Origin of the sequence: Acidithiobacillus sp. AC3 (assembly GCF_050261095.1) — a bacterium.
Taxonomy (GTDB): domain Bacteria; phylum Pseudomonadota; class Gammaproteobacteria; order Acidithiobacillales; family Acidithiobacillaceae; genus Igneacidithiobacillus; species Igneacidithiobacillus copahuensis.
Genome location: NZ_CP189838.1, coordinates 1016495 through 1034225, shown reverse-complemented (window position 1 = coordinate 1034225; position 17731 = coordinate 1016495). Strand labels below are relative to the sequence as shown.

Here is a 17731-nt window from a genome sequence, read left to right as displayed (position 1 = left end):
CTTCGCCTGGGGTCTGCCACAAGCATGGCAGGGTTGGCTTTTGGCAGAAACGTTTAGTTCATTTCATGCAAAGCAGACTCGGTACGCTTGGCGAAGGCTGGATCGGTCTCGGCCTTTTTCAATAACGCCTCATATTTCATTGGCGTCAGATGATGCTGCGCGAGGATCGCGGTAATTTTCTTGTTATACCCTTCCAGCTTTTGATGTTTTTCTTTTTCACTCATGCTTTTATCGGAAATCACGGTATGCGCCTGCATATCGATGGGTTGAATTTCCTTCACTGCCGCGGCAAAGTGATGCAGCTCCTGCTGGTCCACATGCTGCTTCGCAGGGGCTGGAGACATCGGCTGGGCCGGTGTGGTCTGCGCTGGCATCGCGGTGCTGGCCAAGGCCAAAGTGCTGCCAAAAATCAAGGTCGCAGAAGACGCAATACCAACAATAATTCCCTTTCTCATGAACTCTCCTTTTTTGATTACGCTGCAAATCATGAAACCAGACCGTAACAAGAATAATCCGCCATTGTCAAAACTGAATTGTTAATTGATATATATCAGGATAATATTGCAATAATTTTCACCTCACTAAATTTACTCACAACATGCCCTTGATAGCGCTGGCGACTTCTATAACGCTGCGTTATCATCGCCGGTTTCTGGCGGAATCGAAGCGGTGACAGAAAACTTTCATCCACGGCGCAGTGTATTTCTTCTCGGCAGCCTCAGCGCCTTCGGCGCCCTGTCCATCGACATGTACCTGCCCAGTTTGCCAACCCTGCAACAGCACTTTCAAGTCAACCAATTCGCTATCCAGCTTACCCTTGCCGCTTTTTTTCTCGGATTTTCCGGGGGCCAGGCGATCCTCGGCCCCATCAGCGATCGTTTCGGTCGCCGCGCTCCCCTGCTGCTCGCCCTGGCGCTCTACGTACTCGCATCCCTCGCCTGCGCAATGGCCCCCAGCGCCGTCTGGCTATCCTTCTTCCGTCTGCTGCAGGGCATCGGCGCATGCTCGGGGCCAGTCATTGGCCGCGCATTGGTGCGCGACCTCTTTCCGCCGCAGGACGCTAGCCACGTCTTTGCACGGATGATCCTGGTCATGGGCGTCGCTCCGATTTTTGCTCCCCTCCTGGGTGGCTATCTGCTCCTCTGGTCTGGCTGGCAAGCAATCTTCGTCCTGCTGGCGGTCCTCGGGCTCCTCAGCTTGCTGAGCAGTGCCTTGCTCTTGCCTTCCGGCCATCGCGGAGATCCCGCGCACTCGCTGCATCTGTATGCCATTGTCTCGCGCTTCTGGATCCTGCTTCGTGACCCGCAGTTTCGTCCCTACGCCATTATTCTCGCGGCCAGCTTTTCCGGCATGTTTGCCTACATTGCCGGATCTCCCTTCGTGTTCATCGACTTACACAAAGTGCCAGCGCACGATTTTGGCTGGATCTTTGGCCTCAATGCCCTGGGTCTGATCCTTCTCTCCCAGTTCAATCGTTTTCTGCACCGACGTTACTCTCCGCACGTCCTGTTGCGGACAGCCTTATTCATTCAGTTTTGCGCCGCAGCGTTCCTGCTTTTTGCAAGTCTCGTACCGCAAACGGGCCTTGCGGGTCTCATCGTGCCGCTCTTCTTCTATGTCGCCTCCATCGGCTTGGTTTCCCCCAACAGCAGCGCCCTGGCCATGCAAGAACAAGGGAAGCAGGCGGGCACCGCCTCCGCCCTGCTCGGCAGTCTGCAATTTGCCAGCGCTGCCGTCGCCGCCATGGGCGTGGGTCTCATCGACATCCCCAGTGCCGTACCCATGGCCCTGGTAATACTCTTCTGCGCGACAATTGCAGCATTCACCGGACTCACCCTGCGCAGTGCACCACGGGTCGCCTGATCGAGACAATTCGCTGCAGGCACAAAAAAAGGCGCCGCAGCGCCTTTTTTCCACTACGCTGTATCAGTCGTCCGGCATGGCCGAGATGAAGGCAGCGGGCACGGGATTCATCCCCAAAGCATTGCGCAACGTGGCAAAATGCATCGCCTCGTCGCCTTCGATATTGGCTGCGGCGTGCGCGAGCTCCGGATTACTGAACTGTTTCACTGCCCCTAAATACGCCTTGGCGGCGCCGATTTCCAAGCCTGCGGCAAAATGCAGCACGTCGGCCTGATCCTTCAACTTATCAACAGGGAAACCCCAGGCCTTGGCCAAGTCACCCATGGAAGCGGTGAGTGGCAGCTTGGCCGCAACCGGCTTACCACCCATCTTCTTGATCGTCTCGGCGAGTACGGCCGCGTGCGCTTCATGATCCTTCTGAAATTGCAGGGCCAGTTTGAGCGGACCCGGCTGCAGGAGCTTACTGTCAGCTCCTACCTGGTAGGCCGCAATCGCCTGATGTTCGGCATTCAGGGCAAAGTTCAGGATACCCAGATCGTGGCTCTCGCTGTTCGCAGACATCCCTGCGGCCCGCGCCGTGGCCGGCAAAACCAGATTTCCGGCGGCGGCCAGACCCAAGCCAAAAAGGGCACTTTTTTTCAGAAAATCCCGACGATTTGCGCCAACTTGCTCATTTTCCTGCATGATATTCTCCTGCCTGTGACGAGAAAAGAGTGATGAACTGTGTCATCACAATCTAGTACGCACGGCGTGGACCTGTGGATGCATCCTGACTGCTGATCAACGTCGCCTTGAGCAGTATGGGCCCGGTGGGTTGCCCGGTCGGAGAACCTCCAGCAGGCTCCATGGTCACCGCCAACAGGCGGGCGTGAGAAAGGTTCATGTGGTCCGGCACCGGCAGTACCGGCGTCTGCCCTTCCTGCATCGGCAACAGTCCCATCGAAACAGGCTTCTTACCGGGCACAATGGCCCATAGCTGCATGGATTTATTCGGGGGAATTTGGGTGTTTCGCAGGGTGACCAGGCGCATATGATGAGCGCTGGCATGAAATACCCAGGTTGCCTGCCCTTGGCTATTATTGACGACTGCCAGCATGGGCATGCGCGGCACGCTGGGCCATAACCAACTGACCACCAGCACGACTGCCAGCGCCGCGCTCAGGCCCTGCCACAGGGCAAGGCGGCGCCACCATGGCAGATGCGACGATCGGGATCGGGGTTGGGCGAGGGTCGCTCTGGGCAACTGCGCACGAATGCCATGCCATACGCGCTCTGGCACCGGCTGCGGACGCGCAGGAAGCATGGCAGGCAACAGTAAATCCTCCCAGCGCTCCACCATCTGCGCAAGGACGACATCCTGCTGCACGAGCCGCGCGAAGCGGAGGCGTGCCCTTCCTCGCAGGCTGCCGATCACATACAGCGCTGCCAGTTGCTCGGAAAGTTGCGGATGCTTACGCAGATTCATGCTGCAAACAGTCCCTCAAAAACAATAATCCCCTACGAATCCAGCTTTTCACCGTCCCCAGAGCCGCCCCAAAGTGTGTGGCTACCTCTTCGTAGGTCGCGGCACGATAAAAGGCCTGCACGATGGCCTGGCGCTGCTCTGTTGTCATCTTCTGCAAACAATCCTCGATACGCTTGCGCTCGGCAGGATACAATGCGGCCTCATTATGCACGGCCCCCCATTCTTCGCGCTCCCAGTCGGGCTCTTCCCAACCAGGCTCGTCCTTGGGCATACGGCGCAACAGATCAATCGCCTGGTAACGCACGATCGCCGCCGCCCAGGCCATGGGAGAGCGACCTGCGCGATACTCGGATGCCTTCAGCCAGATCTTGAGAAAGGCATCCTGCAAACAATCGGCCGCACGGCCATCCTCTCTCAGAATACGCAAAGCCACGGGGTAGAGATGCGCAGACGTCTCCCGGTAAAAACGCTGGAACGCCTGCTGATCGCCACACGCAACCGCAAGTAGCAGCCGCTCCAGTTCGGCGGTGTCAATCATGAGGCATTACGGGACAATTCATGATTCCTCACACTTTTGCATTCGCACCTCTCTACCGCAAAGCCGTATGCTCATTGGTACAGTCTGGCCCGAGGATAGCGCAGAGTACCTGCACTTGACCACGAGCGGAACACAACTGGAGAAATCATCATGAAAAAGCAGAAGAGATTTTCCCTAAGAAATGGCCTGTTAGGCATTGCAGTTCTGGGCCTGAGTAGCGCAGCAATGGCCAGCCCCATTGATCTGCAACTGAACATCGGCACACCGGCGTACTACCCGCCTGCGGTCGTCGCTAGTCCACCGCTGATGGTTTGGCTGCCCAGTTTGGGAGTGTACGCGGCCTATGGCAGTTCTCAGCCCATTTTCTATGGCGGCTCCAGCTACTACTATTATTACGGCAATCGTTGGTGGTCAGGTCCTGGGTATCGCGGCCCGTGGCGCCCGATTGCGGCACCGCCCCCGGGATTACAGCGCTGGCATCCCGGAGACTGGCAACGCGTACAGAATGAAGCCCACTATCGCGCGCGCGACCCACATTGGCGGCATTTTCGGCCGCAAGCCCGGCCGCAGCCGCCCGTCCCCCAGCAATACCGGCCACACGGATCGGATCACGGTCCCTATCACCCGCAGCATCCACAAGGGCCGCAGCGTGAATACGGTCCGCATGGAGAGCAGCGGGGAGGACATGGTCCCGATCATGGCAACCCCGGCCGCGGAGATCATGGGCCAGGAGACCGTGGTTGGCAGGGCGACCATGGCCCTGGCCGCCCCTGATTCTGGTCGCTCCCTCAGGAAGCAATCTTCTCGTTAAGCCACGTCCTTGCCTCGGCCATCGCCGCGTCCAGCCCTTCCGCTTGCGCGGCACCGGCCTGAGCCATATCGGGCCGCCCGCCTCCCTTGCCCCCCAAAGGCTGAGCAACGACATTCACTAGTTCACCCGCATGGACCTTGCCATGCAGATCCTTGCTGACCGCCGCCAAGAGCGACACCTTGTCATCGGCCACGCCGGCTAGAACGATGATGCCGGAGCTGATTTCCGAGCGCAGACGATCGAGCACCTCGCGCAGGGCCTTGGCATCCATCCCATCCAGGCGTTGCAACAGAACCGGGACATCCTGAATGCGCTCTACCCGCGCGGCCAGATCGGCACCCGCGCTGGCGGCCAAATCACGCTTGCTGCGCTCCAGTTCCTTCTCCAGTTGCCGCAAGCGTTCCAGGGTCTGGGCCAGACGCTGATCGAGTTCGGCGGGGGCTGCCTTGAGCAAAGCCGCTGCCCCGCGCAGACGTTCCTCATCCTGCTGCACACTGCGCAAGGCGGCCTCCCCAACGACGGCCTCGATACGGCGAACCCCCGCGGCGACGGCGGACTCACTCAGAATCCTGAAGAAGCCGATCTCTCCAAGGGCAGCGACATGGGTACCACCACAAAACTCCAGCGAGTGCTCCCCCATCAGCACAACCCGAACTTCCTCGCCGTATTTCTCGCCAAAGAGGGCCATGGCGCCCAAGGCCTGGGCCTCGGCCAGGGGCAATACCCGCGTCTCGGCCTGCACATTGGCGCGAATGGCCGCATTTACCTCACGCTCGATGGCCTGTAACTCCGCCGCCTCCAGAGGCTCGGGATGGCTGAAGTCGAAGCGCAGCCGTTCGGCATTCACCAGCGATCCTTTTTGCTGCACATGGCTGCCCAAGCGCCGGCGTAGTACCGCATGCAGAAGATGCGTCGCTGAATGGTGCGCGGCGGTGGCAGCGCGGGCGGCGGGATCGACCACTGCCTGCAGGACCTGCCCGACATGGACGCTGCCACGTTCCAGGGTGCCGATATGCACATGCTGGCTGGGCACCGGCTTTTGCGTGTCCGTCACGGTAAAGAGTATTTCCTGACCATGGAAGAGCTTGCCGACGTCACCCGCCTGTCCACCCGACTCAGCATAGAATGGCGTCTGATCCAGGATGATCGCGGCGGACTGGCCCGCCGCCAGACTGTCCACACTGGCGCCATCGCGCACGATGGCAAGCACGCCCCCGGCCCCATCGCAACCGCCATAGCCCAAAAATTCCGTAGCCGGTAGATGCATGGCCAAATCGTGATAGATCTTTTCCGCCTTCACCGCGCCGCTGCCCGACCACGCGGCGCGGGAGCGTTGGCGCTGCTCGGCCAGGGCCGCGTCAAAGCCCGCCATGTCCATCTCCAGGCCACGCTCACGGGCGATATCGGCGGTCAAATCAACCGGAAAACCGTAGGTATCGGACAGGCGAAAGATGACCTCGCCGGGGATGGGCGCCCCTGCCGGCAGTTTGGCAATGGCCTCGTCAAGGAGATCGAGCCCGCGCTGTAAGGTCTCGCGGAATTTGTCTTCCTCGCGATGCAGCTGCCGCTCGACCTCGTGTTGTGCCTGGCGCAGCTCTGGGTAGGCGTCCCCCATGCTGGCAACCAGCGGGGCCACGAGACGATAGAAAAATGCATCCTCGACGCCCAGCTTACGCCCATGCCGCACCGCACGGCGGATGATACGCCGCAGCACATAACCACGACCTTCATTGCTCGGCATGACGCCATCGGTGATCAGGAAACTGCAGGCGCGAATGTGATCGGCCAAGACCCGCAGACTGGTATCACTTTCGGCGCTGGCACCATAAGGGGTAGCGGCAAGCTCTGCCGCGGCGGCGATCAGCACCTGAAAGATGTCGGTGTCGTAGTTGTTGTGTACGCCCTGCAGGACCGCCGCCAGTCGCTCCAGCCCCATACCGGTGTCGACCGAAGGCTTGGGCAAGGGCGTGAGCTTGCCCGAACTATCCCGGTCGTATTGCATGAAAACCAGATTCCAGATCTCGATATAGCGGTCACCGTCGGCATCGGGGCTTCCGGGCGGACCGCCAGGGATTTCCGCGCCATGATCGTAAAAAATCTCGGAACAGGGACCGCAGGGGCCGGTATCGCCCATACTCCAGAAGTTGTCCTTGTCGCCGCAGCGGGAGAAACGCGTTGCGTCGACTTTCATCTCGTCGAGCCAGATCGCGGCCGCTTCGTCATCCTTTTCGTAGACCGTCACCCAGAGTTTTTCGGCTGGCAGTCCCAGGGTCTCGGTGAGGAAACGCCAGGCAAACCGGATGGCTTCCCGCTTGAAGTAATCGCCAAAAGAGAAATTACCGAGCATCTCGAAGAAGGTATGGTGCCGTGCGGTGTACCCTACATTTTCGAGATCGTTGTGCTTGCCGCCGGCGCGCATGCAGCGCTGGGTGGAGACGGCCCGCGCATAGGGGCGCTGCTCCAGTCCCAGAAAGGTATCCTTGAACTGCACCATACCCGCATTGGTGAAGAGCAGCGTCGGGTCATTACGCGGCACCAGCGGGCTGCTGGGGACGATCTGATGCCCTTGGCTGGCAAAAAACTCCAGAAAAGCGGTACGGATGGCTGCTGACTTCATGTGACTCCCTGAACGATACTCGGCGGGGCTCACTCCCCATCCGCGAAAAAATCTTCTCCGGCCAACGCCTTGCGAATCAAATCGGGAGGAAAGCCCCGCCCCTGTAAAAAACGCGCCCGGCGTGCCCATTCCTTGGCGTCGCCAGGTGCCTGCTCACCAAAACGCTTCTGCAGCACCTGCCGCGCCCGTGCCAGCCAATCGACCTCCGCCAGCAAGACGCGGTCATCGCCTGCACCACTCGCGCGCCAGTCCTGCGCCACCCGCACGGGGCCCTGACCACGCGCGGCTCGACTGCGCATCCGCGCCTCACGGTAGCGGGCATCGCTCAGATATCCGCGCCCTTCCAAACTTGTAAGGACCGCATCCACCGCCTCAGCGGCGAAGCCGGACTGCCGCACGAGGCGAGATCGTAACTCGGCGCGGGCGTATTCTCGGCGCGCCAGCAATCGCAGGGCTGCGGCCTCGATGGCCGCCTCCCCGTCACTCATGCCTCGGCTTCGGCGAGCCCCGGAACCTCTTCGGCAAAGGCCAGCGGGTGACCCAGGGCCGCGGCACGCACTTTGTCCTCGATGGTCTTGGCTACCTCCGGATGCTCTTTCAGATACTGGCGGGCGTTTTCCTTGCCCTGCCCGATCCGCTCCGTACCGTAGCTGTACCAAGCCCCGCTCTTTTCCAAAATGTCGAACTTGACACCCAGATCGACCAGCTCCGACAGACGCGAAATGCCTTCGCCGTAATAGATGGCGAACTCCGCCTCGCGAAAGGGAGGAGCCACCTTGTTTTTGACCACCTTCACCCGGGTATCGTTACCAAGGACCTCGTCGCCCTTCTTGATGGCGCCAATGCGGCGGATATCCAGCCGTACCGAGGCGTAAAACTTGAGGGCATTGCCGCCGGTGGTGGTTTCCGGGCTGCCATACATGACACCGATTTTCATGCGGATCTGGTTGATGAAAATGACCAAAGTATTGGTACGCGAGATGTTGGCGGTGAGTTTGCGCAGCGCCTGGCTCATCAGACGCGCCTGCAGACCGACGTGCGAATCGCCCATCTCGCCCTCGATTTCCGCCTTGGGAGTCAGGGCGGCCACAGAATCAATGACAATGAGATCGACGGCACCGGAGCGCACCAGCATATCGGCAATCTCCAGCGCCTGTTCGCCGGTATCCGGCTGTGAGATGAGGAGATTTTCGAGATCCACCCCGAGCTTCTGCGCGTAGGTGGGATCGAGGGCATGTTCGGCATCGATGAAGGCCGCGGTACCGCCGGCGGCCTGACAACTAGCGATGGCGTGCAGGGTCAGGGTCGTTTTGCCGGAGGATTCCGGCCCATAGATCTCGACGATACGCCCACGCGGCAGCCCGCCGACGCCCAAGGCCAGATCCAACCCCAGGGAACCCGTGGAATAGACGGCAATGTCCTTGACGGCGCTCTGCTCGCCCAGGCGCATGATGGCACCCTTGCCAAACTGGCGGTCGATTTGCGACAGGGCCGCGGCCAGCGCCTTGCTCCGTTGATCATCCATCTTGCCATCTCCTCGTTGGGGTACCCGGGCATTCTACCCGAGGGATTCGCTCAGACCAATCTTGGGATGCTCACTCTCTGCCAGCAAACCCAACAAGCCACCGATGGCGACCGAGCCGGCAGCATATTGCACTGCCCAGCGATCACCGGCGAAGAGCAACGTGCACACCTGCCGTCGGCTGCGGCTTGCCCAGCCCAGACAGACGGTGCCTACCGGTTTGCCGGGCACCGCGCCGCCGGGGCCGGCAATACCGCTGACCGCAACGGCAAGGTCGGCATGACGCAGGGCACCATCGAGCATCTCGCCAACCACGGCCTCGGAGACCGCACCATGCGCCTGCAGTGTCTCGCCCGAGACCCCCAGCATCTCTTCCTTGGCGGCATTGCTGTACACCACAAAACCCTGGCGCAACACTGCAGACGATCCCGGCAAGGCGGCAATGCGCGCGGCAATTCCGCCAGCGGTGCAGGACTCCGCCGTCGCCAACTGCCAGCCGCGGCTCGCGGCCCAGCGCAACAAGGCCCACTCCGGCGGCGCCAGATCCAGTACCAGTCCGTCCCCATTTCCCACCCAGATTTCTCCCGGCAAAGCGGCGTCCGCTGGGGTCACGCCAAAGCGGGTGCGCGGCATTGCCGCAAGCGGCCAGTGGCGACACAGATATTCTGCAAGCCTCGACCAGTCTAGGGGGTCGAGAAGGGCTCCACCGGCGGCTTGCCAGGCAGCGGCATTGGCAAAGTCTCCCAGGGCCACGCCAATCACAGCATTCAATGGTAGCTCGCGGCACAGGGTCAAACGCACGGGCTGCCCCGCCCCCTCGATCCAGGCCGCCACCCGTTGCGCCATAGGCAAGGCAGCGGGGTGCAGAGGGAGATAAATCGGCAATTCAGAGTGCATGCTCGTGCCCCCATTGTGTCGGCAACGGTCGTTCTTCGCCCTGCCAGAAAAGCCGCACACCCGCCGCAGGCGGCAGAATCCGCCCTACCCTGCACAAGGGCGTCGCTGTCCGCCGCGCCGCGTCCTGCAGCTCGCCGGCCAGGGAGGGCGGCGCGCAAAGGATCAACTCGTAATCGTCGCCACCGGTGAGGGCCGTGCGCGACAGTCGTTCCCCATCCTCCGCCACCCACTCCGCCACCGGCGGACTCAGGGGCAGGCACTCGGCATCGATGCGCGCACCGACCCGCGAAGCGCGCAAAATATGGCCCAGATCCGCGAGAAAGCCATCCGAAACATCCTGAGCGCAAAGGGCGCGCAAGCGTTGCGCCGCCCGGGCAAAGGCAAGACGCGGCGTAGGACGCAAGCGTCGTTGCTCCAGCCAGTCGGCCCCTGCCAGGGGCGGGTTCTCCTCGCCCCGGCGTGCGGCAAAGGCACGCTCCAGGGCCAGTGCCGCATCGCCCAGGGTGCCGGTCACATAGATGTCATCCCCCGGCTGCGCCGCGTCCCTCTGCAAGGCCGGCCCACTGAGCAGTCCCAGGGCAGTCACCGTCACGGTCAGCGGCCCATCGCTGGCCACCGTATCGCCGCCCACCAGACGCACGGCAGAAGCAGATGCAAGGGCCTGCCAGCCACGCACAAAGTCGGCACGCCAGGCAGCCGTCGCCAACCCAGCCGGCAAAGCCAGATTGAGCAAGGTCCAGCGCGGCTCAGCGCCCATGGCGGCAAGGTCACTGAGGTTGACGGCCAGCGCCTTCCAGGCCAGATCCGCGGCGTTCACGTCGGCAAAAAAATGCCGCCCGGCTACCAGGGTATCGGTACAGGCCACCAGCGACCGTCCGCCACAATCGAGCACCGCCGCGTCATCGCCAATGCCAATCAGGGTACCATCCCCAGACCGCCCCTGGCCCAGGGCATCCCGCAGTTCGGCAATCAGGGTAAACTCACCGGCGGGCATTCAGATAACGCCCCAACAGATATTCAGTATTTCGCTGCGAACAGGGTATGCTGGCATGTACGGCTGTTTCCTCTTTCGCGTTTGCAACGATGTCCACAGACTCCCGCAACAATCTACCGATTCGCCCGGCGCAAGTCATTACCGGCCGCTTTGCGCCAAGTCCCAGCGGACCCTTGCATGCGGGCTCGGCACTGGCAGCCATTGGCAGTTTCCTGAGCGCCAAATCCCAGGGGGGACGATGGCTGCTGCGTATCGATGACATCGATAGCACCCGTTGTCGGCCAGAGGCTGCCGGGCAGATTCTGCGGCAGTTGGACTCCCTCGGACTCACATGGGACGGCACCCTTCGCTACCAATCGCAATACCGGGATCAATACACCGCAGCGCTGCAACGGCTGCGCGAGCAAGGGCTTGCCTACCCCTGCGACTGTACCCGACAAAGCCTCGCCCACCAACCCTGTAGCTGTCGCAGCCAGCCGCCACGTAGCCCCCGGGCCTGGCGGCTGGATTTGCACACCCTACTTCGCGCCCCCTGGCAAGATCGCTACCTGGGTACCCAGCAATTCATTCCTCCCGAGCAGCCCCCGGTCCTGTTGCGTGCCGATGGGCCGTTTGCCTATCTCCTCTGCTGCGTGGTGGATGATGCCGAACAGGGAATTACCGAGGTGGTCCGCGGGGCCGACCTGACGGCCATCACCCCTCTACAGCAGTACCTGCAAAGGCAACTGGGATTACCGTCGCCCCAATATGGTCACCTACCCTTACTCTATGATGCCAATGGCAAAAAACTCTCCAAAAGCGACAGCGCCGCAGCCTTTGATGCCAGAATCGTCTGGGAACAGAGCCTGCAGGCGCTGGGTTGGGAAACTCCCGCCGATTTGCACGGCGCAAGCCCCGACGACTGGCGCGACTGGGCCCTGGCCGAATGGGCCAGACGCTGGGATGTGTTGGAATGATTCTGTGGCGATGATTTGGGGTATCTGCGGGAATAGGTTTATGGTAGCCAAGGTCAAGCGCAGATGAGCGGAAAGATGCGGAAAACGCGGGGTTTGCCAAGGTACATGGTCCTGATGAGTGCCTGCTGGTTGGCGATGCCAGTCCTGGCACCCTCGGCGCTTGCGCTGCCCATTTACCGCTGGGTCTCGCCCGAGGGCGTGGTCAGCTTTGGCAACCGGCCACCCAAGGATGCCAGAGACGTGCAAAAAATCGGTGAGCAGAGTCCCATATCGGCCACTCCACCGGCGCCCGTCGTGATGCAACCCGCGCGAAAAGCGGAGCAAACAGAGCAGAAAATTGCCAGGGACGAGGAGCTTGCCGCCAAACTCAACCTGCTACGCGCTCTAGAAAACTATCTCGGACAACGGCAGCCACAGATCATCCATGAAGACCGCGGCCCGTCGCTCTTTCTCTATCCGTCCTACCCCTACCAACCCCACCCCGGGCCACCCAGGCCACGCCCGCCACAATCGCCAACGGTAAACAACGGGCTGCCGCAAATCGCGCCGTGGTACACCGGTCCCTGGCCGCGGCAGACACCCTGAGTCAGAGCACGCCGAGCAGGGGCTTACCCGCCGTGGGTCACGACCGCGCCCATCTTGAAGATCGGCATATACATGGCCACCACCAGGGTACCCACCACGATACCCAGGATGACCATGATGATCGGCTCCATGAGGGTTGACATGCGATTGACGGCCTCGTTTACCTCGTTTTCATAGAAATCCGCGACCTTGCCCGACATCACCTCGACGGCACCGGTCTCTTCACCAATGGCAAGCATCTGCGTGGCCATCAAGGGAAACACCCCATCTTCCTTGAGCTTGGTAGAGATACGCCCGCCCGCGGCAACATCGGCGCGGGCATTGAGCACGCTCTTTTCGATGATGGCGTTATTGGATACCCGGGAAAGGGTATCCAGGGCATCGAGAATGGGTACACCGGCAGCCTGCATGGTCGAGAGCGTGCGATTGAAACGAGCCACCGCACCCTTCAGCAAAATATCGCCCAAGACCGGAATTTTCAGGGCATAGCGATCGACAAACACCTTGAATTTGTCACTGCGCCGGTAGGCATAGCGAAACAGAAACACTGCAGCGATGGGCACTACCACCACGATGTACCAGTGCCCGCGCATCCAGTTGGAAATATTGATGACCACCTGGGTCAACAGCGGCAGGGTCGCGCCAAAGCTACTGAAAAGGTTCGCGAAGACGGGAATCACGAAGATCATCAGGATGACCACCACGACGATCATGACGGTAATGATCGCAGCCGGGTAGAACATCGCGGACTTGACCTTTTTGGTCAGGGCCAGACTCTTTTCACGGTAATCCGCCAGACGCAGCAGGATGGTATCGAGAATACCGCCCTGCTCGCCCGCCGCTACCAGTGAAACGAAGAGGCGATCAAAGTATTTGGGATAGTGCGCCAGAGACTGCGACAGGGATTCGCCTTCGTTCAGATGGCGCAAAATGCCCTTGAGCAACTTGCGCATACCGGGCTGGGAGGTGGCCGAGACCAGCAACTCGAAACTCTGCACCAGGGGTACGCCCGCATTGATCATGGTGGAAAGCTGACGCACCATGACCACCAGACTGGCTTCCTTGATTCCCTCCCCGCCCAGGAGCGGCTTGGGCGCCTTTTTGACCACGATGGGGGTAAGCCCCGCCCGCCGCAAGCTAGCCTTGACCACGTTAGCCGAGGCCGCCGTCATCTCGCCTTTTTGCCGCGTGCGTCCATCTGCGGTCTTGGCTTCCCAAACGAACTCGGTCAAATTGACCTTTTCCGTTTGCCGTTGCTGTCCCTTCACGGCGGTTGCCATACCTGTCTCCCCGCTTACCCCGTTTCTCTTGCCCGAGGCAATTAGACGACGTCAGCCGAATTGTCCAGGTGCCAATGGCGTAACTGCGGGTATTCCAAGCAAAGATAGAGGTGCTCGACCTGCTTTTTCTGCGCCTTGGTCAGCAGCAGTCGCACACCCACCAGATCACCGAGAGTGGCGGAGCGAGCCTCACGCCGCACCGTCGTCACCACCGTTTCGCAGTGTCCGCAATCGACGACATCAAACTCCACCAACGCCGCTTCGCCGGGGTCCAGCGGACAATTGGCCAGAAAAAAACTGGCACCATCCAAACTCAGGTCATGCAAAGCCCCCGCAATACTCTCGCCGCTGCGCCGCCGCAGCAGGATCTGACCATCCAGATGCAAGCGCCGGCGCAGGCGGGTCTTGCGTTGATAGAGTAACGCCGGGCGACGGAAGTGATAAACCCCTTGCGAGTCAATCCCCTCCAGGTCACTGAAAAACGAATAAATGCCACCCGCCGTCTCGATAAACACCAACACCTTTCGGTAGCTGCCCCACACCGCATTTCCCTGTGCTCGAAACTGCAGGCCGTGCGCATCGCAGCCCGCAAAAGAGAAGCTGTGTCCCGGATCTTGCGGGTCGGATGCAAAGATGACCGCGCTACTGTCGGCGCCGGCTTGACATAGGCTGTCGGGCACGAATTCGACCATGCTCCGATCAAACTCTCCCACCAACAGCAGGTGATAATCCGCAATGTTCATGCCTTTTCGCAAAGGCAACAAGGAAGCGAGCGGCGTGCGATCCAGGGTGACATCGGTGCTGGTGGTGTTCATCCTTCCTCCTCCGGCTTGGTGAACAGGCCCGCGCGGCGTTCGGCTGGCAAGCCCAAGCCCGAGCCACCGATGGAACACCCAATAGTGGCTGCGCTCATCGCGGATCGCCTTGGCTCGATACAGGCCCTAGTCAATGTAGCGTAACAGATTTGCTGGATCTTGCACGCCGTCTTCCGCTACCCGGCAGATCCCTATACGCGGCCGCACGGCGACCTCTCATTCGTTGACCAATTGCATCTTGACCAGTACCAGCTCCAGCTCCAGCTCCAGCTCCAGCTCCAGCTCGTCCAGATTGCGGTAATCCTTATATCAGCACGACAAATTGAGTTCCAAAATCATTACACGAAGTTGCTTGTTTGATACAGTGGGTGTACCGTCAAAAGGTTTTTACTATTGGTCATTGCACGGAGGAAATTGTCAATGGGCCTCACGTTTGATGACTCAGAACTAGGGATGACGCTTCCTTTCCGGGGAGAATTGAATCTTACGGAATACCTAGAAGCGTTGCTTCCCGAATTCGCGGAGGTAGCAGCGACAGACTCTGGCCGATCTCCTTTGTGTAACCGTTCGGAAGGAGAAGCTATAGTCCTGTCTCCAGACCCCAAAGCTCCTGGAGAAGCGTTGCACTACCAGGGCTGTGACCCGCAATCTGGATGTCTGTGTTTTTCGTCTGCATCCCTTTCCCTGAATCTCCATGCCATGCGGCGCGTGTTGCTGTTCGTGTCGCTCGATCGCAAAGTCTATGCGGGCTTTTCTGAAGCGCAAGGTACCGTCGGCGACTTTCTGGTGTTCACCCACCCCCACCACCTCTATTACCGAAAAGTCCGTGCGGATCGGCGAGTTCCGATGGGTGAGGGGCAAGCGATCCTCCGCCTTCAGGACGGCCGCACCCTGCGCTGCCGGATGCATGACTTCAGCCCCTCTGGGGTCAGCTTTCTTACCGAACAGGATATTCCACGCGGGGAGACGTTACTGGTGACTTTCGACATCCCCGATTGCGGAACCTGCGAAACGGTTGCCCGGGTCGCTCGGCAGGAAACACTCCCGAGGGGGAGTCCCTGCAAATACCTGATTGCGGTAAGCATGAGCCTGACCAAAGAGCAGCGAAAAAAAGCCGAACAACTGTACCTGTGCAAAAAAGGGGCACAGGTAAAGCGGATCGTCGATTCTTCGCGATCCTCCATTGGGTAACCCCTTGACACCCTCTCGCGGATGCCTATGATTAGCACTCGACGAGGGTGAGTGCTAATACTCGTCCTCGCGGGTTCTGATTTTGGTCCAATTTCGATGAGGAAAGCTTCTATGAAACTGCGTCCGTTGCATGATCGCGTTGTCATCCGTCGCCTGGAGGAAGAGCAGAAGACTGCCGGTGGCATCATCATTCCCGATACCGCCAAGGAAAAGCCGGTGCAGGGCGAAGTCGTAGCCGTCGGTCATGGCAAGATTCTGGAAGACGGCAAGGTTCGCGGCCTGGATGTGAAGGCTGGTGACCGCGTTCTGTTTGCCAAGTACGCCGGTACGGAAATCAAGGTCGAAGGCGAAGAGCTGCTGGTGATGCGTGAAGACGACATCATGGCAGTGGTCGACAAGTAAGCCATCCGAAATTTTCCCGATATTTTCCACATTCGTTGAAGAGGTGCTTCCATGCCTGCTAAACAAGTAGCTTTTGCTGAAATAGCCCGCGAGAAGATGCTGCGCGGTGTCAATGTCCTGGCTGATTCGGTCAAGGTGACCCTGGGTCCGAAGGGCCGTAACGTGGTGCTCGACAAGTCTTTCGGCGCCCCCACCATCACCAAGGATGGCGTGTCCGTCGCCAAGGAAATCGAGCTGGCCGACAAGTTCGAGAACATGGGCGCCCAGATGGTGAAGGAAGTCGCTTCCCAGGCCTCCGACGAGGCCGGTGACGGCACCACCACCGCCACCGTGTTGGCCCAGGCCATCATCCGTGAGGGTGTCAAGGCGGTCATCGCCGGCATGAACCCCATGGACCTCAAGCGCGGTATCGACAAGGCGGTCATCGCCGTGGTCGAAGACCTGAAGAAGCAGTCCAAACCCTGCAAGACCCAGAAGGAAGTGGCCCAGGTGGGCACCATCTCCGCCAACTCCGATGACTCCATCGGCAAGATCATTGCCGAGGCCATGGAAAAGGTCGGCAACGAGGGCGTGATCACCGTCGAGGAGGGCTCCGGCTTCGAGAACGAGCTCGACGTGGTCGAGGGTATGCAGTTCGACCGCGGTTATATCTCTCCCTACTTCGTCAACAATCAGGACAAGATGGTTGCCGAGCTGGAGAATCCTTACATCCTGCTGCACGACAAGAAGATCTCCAACATCCGCGACATGCTGCCGGTGCTGGAAGGCGTGGCCAAGGGTGGCCGTCCGTTGCTGATCATCTCCGAGGACGTCGAGGGTGAGGCCCTGGCGACCCTGGTAGTCAACTCCATGCGCGGTATCATCAAGGTAGCGGCGGTCAAGGCCCCAGGCTTTGGCGATCGGCGCAAGGCGATGCTCGAAGACATGGCCATCCTGACCGGCGGCCGCGTCATCAGCGAAGAAGTCGGCATGAAGCTGGAAGGTGCCTCCCTGAGCGACCTGGGCGAAGCGAAGAAAGTGGTGATCAGCAAGGAAAACACCACCATCATCGACGGCGCTGGTCAGCAGAAGGAAATCAAGGCCCGCGTGGAGCAGATCCGTCGGCAGATGGAAGAAGCGACCTCCGACTACGATCGCGAGAAGCTGCAGGAGCGCGTCGCCAAGTTGGCTGGCGGTGTGGCGGTGATCAAGGTGGGTGCTGGCTCCGAAATCGAAATGAAGGAGAAGAAGGCCCGCGTGGAAGACGCCTTGCACGCGACCCGTGCGGCCGTCGAAGAAGGCATCGTCCCCGGTGGCGGTGTGGCCCTGGTCCGTGCCCGCAAGGTGCTGGACAAGGTCAAGACCGACAACCATGACCAGGAAATGGGTGTCGCCATCATCCGCCGCGCCATCGAAGAGCCGCTGCGCCAGATCGTTGCCAACGCCGGTGGCGAAGGCAGCGTGGTGCTGAACAAGGTGCTCGAAGGCAAGGACGGCTACGGCTACAACGCTGCCTCCGGCGAGTATGGTGACATGTTCGAGATGGGTGTCATCGATCCCACCAAGGTCACTCGTACGGCTTTGCAGAAGGCCTCCAGCGTCGGCGGTCTGATGATCACCACCGAGGCAATGATCACCGAACTTCCGAAGAAGGAAGACAAGGCCGGTGGCGCGCCCGATATGGGTGACATGGGCGGCATGGGAGGAATGGGCGGCTTCTAAACCTCCCTATTCCAGCGGTAACAGATGGGCTGGCCCTGCGGGGGCCGGCCCATTTTTTTGGTCCTCTTCTGTTGATCATCGCTCTCGACAAGAG

18 protein-coding genes are annotated in these 17731 nt (G+C 60.3%); 7 read left to right on the top strand and 11 right to left on the bottom strand.

What is annotated here, in order from left to right; genetic code table 11:
- Nucleotides 1–53: 53 nt before the first annotated feature.
- Complete coding sequence (locus ACQAYK_RS05335; protein ID WP_215872231.1) at nt 54–455, bottom strand: DUF4168 domain-containing protein; 402 nt, start codon at nt 453–455, stop codon at nt 54–56.
- 214 nt (nt 456–669) lie between these two features.
- Here ACQAYK_RS05335 and ACQAYK_RS05330 point away from each other — a divergent pair, with 214 nt between their 5' ends.
- Nucleotides 670–1863: a multidrug effflux MFS transporter gene (locus tag ACQAYK_RS05330; protein ID WP_215872232.1), complete on the top strand. Its 1194-nt coding sequence runs from the start codon at nt 670–672 to the stop codon at nt 1861–1863.
- A 63-nt stretch (nt 1864–1926) separates the two neighbouring features.
- On the opposite strand, the gene ACQAYK_RS05325 is transcribed toward ACQAYK_RS05330, so the two are convergent.
- Genes ACQAYK_RS05325 through ACQAYK_RS05315 form a run of 3 tightly spaced genes read right to left on the bottom strand, consistent with a single transcriptional unit; the run spans nt 1927 to nt 3866 of the window.
- Nucleotides 1927–2547 carry a ferritin-like domain-containing protein gene (locus ACQAYK_RS05325; protein WP_215872233.1) on the bottom strand — a complete coding sequence of 207 codons (621 nt, stop codon included), beginning with the start codon at nt 2545–2547 and terminating at the stop codon, nt 1927–1929.
- A gap of 52 nt (nt 2548–2599) precedes the next feature.
- Nucleotides 2600–3328 (bottom strand): anti-sigma factor, encoded by a 729-nt coding sequence (locus ACQAYK_RS05320; RefSeq protein ID WP_215872234.1) that lies wholly within the window; start codon nt 3326–3328, stop codon nt 2600–2602.
- Nucleotides 3315–3866 (bottom strand): sigma-70 family RNA polymerase sigma factor, encoded by a 552-nt coding sequence (locus ACQAYK_RS05315; RefSeq protein WP_215872235.1) that lies wholly within the window; start codon nt 3864–3866, stop codon nt 3315–3317. The genes ACQAYK_RS05320 and ACQAYK_RS05315 overlap by 14 nt, the downstream gene beginning before the upstream one ends.
- A 150-nt stretch (nt 3867–4016) precedes the next feature.
- Between ACQAYK_RS05315 and ACQAYK_RS05310 the strand changes: the two genes are divergently transcribed.
- Entirely contained in the window at nt 4017–4640 is a 624-nt protein-coding gene (locus ACQAYK_RS05310; RefSeq protein ID WP_215871859.1) for a hypothetical protein, read from the top strand.
- Nucleotides 4641–4654: 14 nt separating this feature from the next.
- On the opposite strand, the gene alaS is transcribed toward ACQAYK_RS05310, so the two are convergent.
- Genes alaS through thiL form a run of 5 tightly spaced genes read right to left on the bottom strand, consistent with a single transcriptional unit; the run spans nt 4655 to nt 10707 of the window.
- Nucleotides 4655–7294 (bottom strand): alanine--tRNA ligase, encoded by a 2640-nt coding sequence (gene alaS / locus ACQAYK_RS05305; protein WP_215871860.1) that lies wholly within the window; start codon nt 7292–7294, stop codon nt 4655–4657.
- Between the two features lie 29 nt (nt 7295–7323).
- The gene (locus ACQAYK_RS05300; RefSeq protein WP_215871861.1) at nt 7324–7782 is read right to left on the bottom strand and encodes a regulatory protein RecX; all 459 of its coding nucleotides are present in this window, start codon (nt 7780–7782) and stop codon (nt 7324–7326) included.
- Complete coding sequence (gene recA / locus ACQAYK_RS05295; protein WP_215871862.1) at nt 7779–8819, bottom strand: recombinase RecA; 1041 nt, start codon at nt 8817–8819, stop codon at nt 7779–7781. The genes ACQAYK_RS05300 and recA overlap by 4 nt, the downstream gene beginning before the upstream one ends.
- Nucleotides 8820–8852: 33 nt before the next feature.
- Nucleotides 8853–9713, bottom strand: coding sequence for a CinA family protein (locus tag ACQAYK_RS05290; protein ID WP_215871863.1), 861 nt, complete (start codon nt 9711–9713; stop codon nt 8853–8855).
- Nucleotides 9703–10707 (bottom strand): thiamine-phosphate kinase, encoded by a 1005-nt coding sequence (gene thiL / locus ACQAYK_RS05285; protein WP_215871864.1) that lies wholly within the window; start codon nt 10705–10707, stop codon nt 9703–9705. The genes ACQAYK_RS05290 and thiL overlap by 11 nt, the downstream gene beginning before the upstream one ends.
- Nucleotides 10708–10796: 89 nt before the next feature.
- Between thiL and gluQRS the strand changes: the two genes are divergently transcribed.
- Both gluQRS and ACQAYK_RS05275 read left to right on the top strand, forming a co-directional pair.
- Nucleotides 10797–11663 carry a tRNA glutamyl-Q(34) synthetase GluQRS gene (gene gluQRS, locus ACQAYK_RS05280; RefSeq protein WP_215871865.1) on the top strand — a complete coding sequence of 289 codons (867 nt, stop codon included), beginning with the start codon at nt 10797–10799 and terminating at the stop codon, nt 11661–11663.
- Between the two features lie 75 nt (nt 11664–11738).
- Nucleotides 11739–12248: a DUF4124 domain-containing protein gene (locus ACQAYK_RS05275; RefSeq protein ID WP_215871866.1), complete on the top strand. Its 510-nt coding sequence runs from the start codon at nt 11739–11741 to the stop codon at nt 12246–12248.
- A gap of 23 nt (nt 12249–12271) precedes the next feature.
- Here ACQAYK_RS05275 and ACQAYK_RS05270 read toward each other — a convergent pair whose 3' ends face one another.
- Nucleotides 12272–13528, bottom strand: coding sequence for a type II secretion system F family protein (locus tag ACQAYK_RS05270; protein ID WP_215871867.1), 1257 nt, complete (start codon nt 13526–13528; stop codon nt 12272–12274).
- A gap of 41 nt (nt 13529–13569) precedes the next feature.
- The gene (locus ACQAYK_RS05265) at nt 13570–14343 is read right to left on the bottom strand and encodes a PilZ domain-containing protein (RefSeq protein ID WP_215871868.1); all 774 of its coding nucleotides are present in this window, start codon (nt 14341–14343) and stop codon (nt 13570–13572) included.
- 420 nt (nt 14344–14763) lie between these two features.
- Between ACQAYK_RS05265 and ACQAYK_RS05260 the strand changes: the two genes are divergently transcribed.
- The 3 genes from ACQAYK_RS05260 (at nt 14764) to groL (ending at nt 17637) form a co-directional block, all read left to right on the top strand.
- Nucleotides 14764–15534 carry a PilZ domain-containing protein gene (locus ACQAYK_RS05260; protein WP_215873445.1) on the top strand — a complete coding sequence of 257 codons (771 nt, stop codon included), beginning with the start codon at nt 14764–14766 and terminating at the stop codon, nt 15532–15534.
- Nucleotides 15535–15645: 111 nt separating this feature from the next.
- A complete protein-coding gene (gene groES, locus ACQAYK_RS05255) occupies nt 15646–15936 on the top strand; it encodes a co-chaperone GroES (protein WP_215871870.1) in 291 nt (96 codons plus the stop codon).
- Nucleotides 15937–15987: 51 nt separating this feature from the next.
- Entirely contained in the window at nt 15988–17637 is a 1650-nt protein-coding gene (gene groL, locus ACQAYK_RS05250) for a chaperonin GroEL (RefSeq protein ID WP_215871871.1), read from the top strand.
- Nucleotides 17638–17731 lie beyond the last annotated feature (94 nt).

What these genes read in the sequence shown, in the direction of transcription:
- ACQAYK_RS05335 (WP_215872231.1), bottom strand. Translation starts at nt 455, where the DNA reads ATGAGAAAGGGAATTATTGTTGGTATTGCGTCTTCTGCGACCTTGATT.
- ACQAYK_RS05325 (WP_215872233.1), bottom strand. Translation starts at nt 2,547, where the DNA reads ATGCAGGAAAATGAGCAAGTTGGCGCAAATCGTCGGGATTTTCTGAAA.
- ACQAYK_RS05320 (WP_215872234.1), bottom strand. Translation starts at nt 3,328, where the DNA reads ATGAATCTGCGTAAGCATCCGCAACTTTCCGAGCAACTGGCAGCGCTG.
- ACQAYK_RS05315 (WP_215872235.1), bottom strand. Translation starts at nt 3,866, where the DNA reads ATGATTGACACCGCCGAACTGGAGCGGCTGCTACTTGCGGTTGCGTGT.
- ACQAYK_RS05310 (WP_215871859.1), top strand. Translation starts at nt 4,017, where the DNA reads ATGAAAAAGCAGAAGAGATTTTCCCTAAGAAATGGCCTGTTAGGCATT.
- alaS (WP_215871860.1), bottom strand. Translation starts at nt 7,294, where the DNA reads ATGAAGTCAGCAGCCATCCGTACCGCTTTTCTGGAGTTTTTTGCCAGC.
- ACQAYK_RS05300 (WP_215871861.1), bottom strand. Translation starts at nt 7,782, where the DNA reads ATGAGTGACGGGGAGGCGGCCATCGAGGCCGCAGCCCTGCGATTGCTG.
- recA (WP_215871862.1), bottom strand. Translation starts at nt 8,819, where the DNA reads ATGGATGATCAACGGAGCAAGGCGCTGGCCGCGGCCCTGTCGCAAATC.
- ACQAYK_RS05290 (WP_215871863.1), bottom strand. Translation starts at nt 9,713, where the DNA reads ATGCACTCTGAATTGCCGATTTATCTCCCTCTGCACCCCGCTGCCTTG.
- thiL (WP_215871864.1), bottom strand. Translation starts at nt 10,707, where the DNA reads ATGCCCGCCGGTGAGTTTACCCTGATTGCCGAACTGCGGGATGCCCTG.
- gluQRS (WP_215871865.1), top strand. Translation starts at nt 10,797, where the DNA reads ATGTCCACAGACTCCCGCAACAATCTACCGATTCGCCCGGCGCAAGTC.
- ACQAYK_RS05275 (WP_215871866.1), top strand. Translation starts at nt 11,739, where the DNA reads ATGCGGAAAACGCGGGGTTTGCCAAGGTACATGGTCCTGATGAGTGCC.
- ACQAYK_RS05270 (WP_215871867.1), bottom strand. Translation starts at nt 13,528, where the DNA reads ATGGCAACCGCCGTGAAGGGACAGCAACGGCAAACGGAAAAGGTCAAT.
- ACQAYK_RS05265 (WP_215871868.1), bottom strand. Translation starts at nt 14,343, where the DNA reads ATGAACACCACCAGCACCGATGTCACCCTGGATCGCACGCCGCTCGCT.
- ACQAYK_RS05260 (WP_215873445.1), top strand. Translation starts at nt 14,764, where the DNA reads ATGGGCCTCACGTTTGATGACTCAGAACTAGGGATGACGCTTCCTTTC.
- groES (WP_215871870.1), top strand. Translation starts at nt 15,646, where the DNA reads ATGAAACTGCGTCCGTTGCATGATCGCGTTGTCATCCGTCGCCTGGAG.
- groL (WP_215871871.1), top strand. Translation starts at nt 15,988, where the DNA reads ATGCCTGCTAAACAAGTAGCTTTTGCTGAAATAGCCCGCGAGAAGATG.